This window comes from Flavobacterium xizangense (genome assembly GCF_054075145.1).
Genome location: NZ_JBSIPG010000201.1, coordinates 1 through 255 on the forward strand (window position 1 = coordinate 1; position 255 = coordinate 255).

At 38.4% G+C, this 255-nt stretch carries 1 pseudogene; it reads right to left on the reverse strand.

Annotation, left to right across the window (positions count from 1 at the left end):
- Window positions 1-255, reverse strand: a pseudogene (locus ACWA1B_RS23115) (PEP/pyruvate-binding domain-containing protein); the annotation flags it as partial.

The following is a 255-nucleotide window of genomic DNA, read 5'->3' on the forward strand; positions in this document are numbered from 1 at the left end:
TTTGAACATTGACTGTAATGCCTGGGAAATTCGCTCTAAATATATTTTTAGTGATGATTACGCCATTAGCCAATTCATCAGGAAAAGAGCGATGAACCAAAACTCCCATTGCAATATTTTGCTGGTCAATTCCGAAAAGTTCCCTTTCGTTGTACGAAGCTTCATTCCAAACGCTTGCCCAAACCTGTTTAATTGCCTTTTCAAAAGTCTTGATGCTGTCGCCTAAAATTCCAGTTTTAGAATCGTACAATCCAG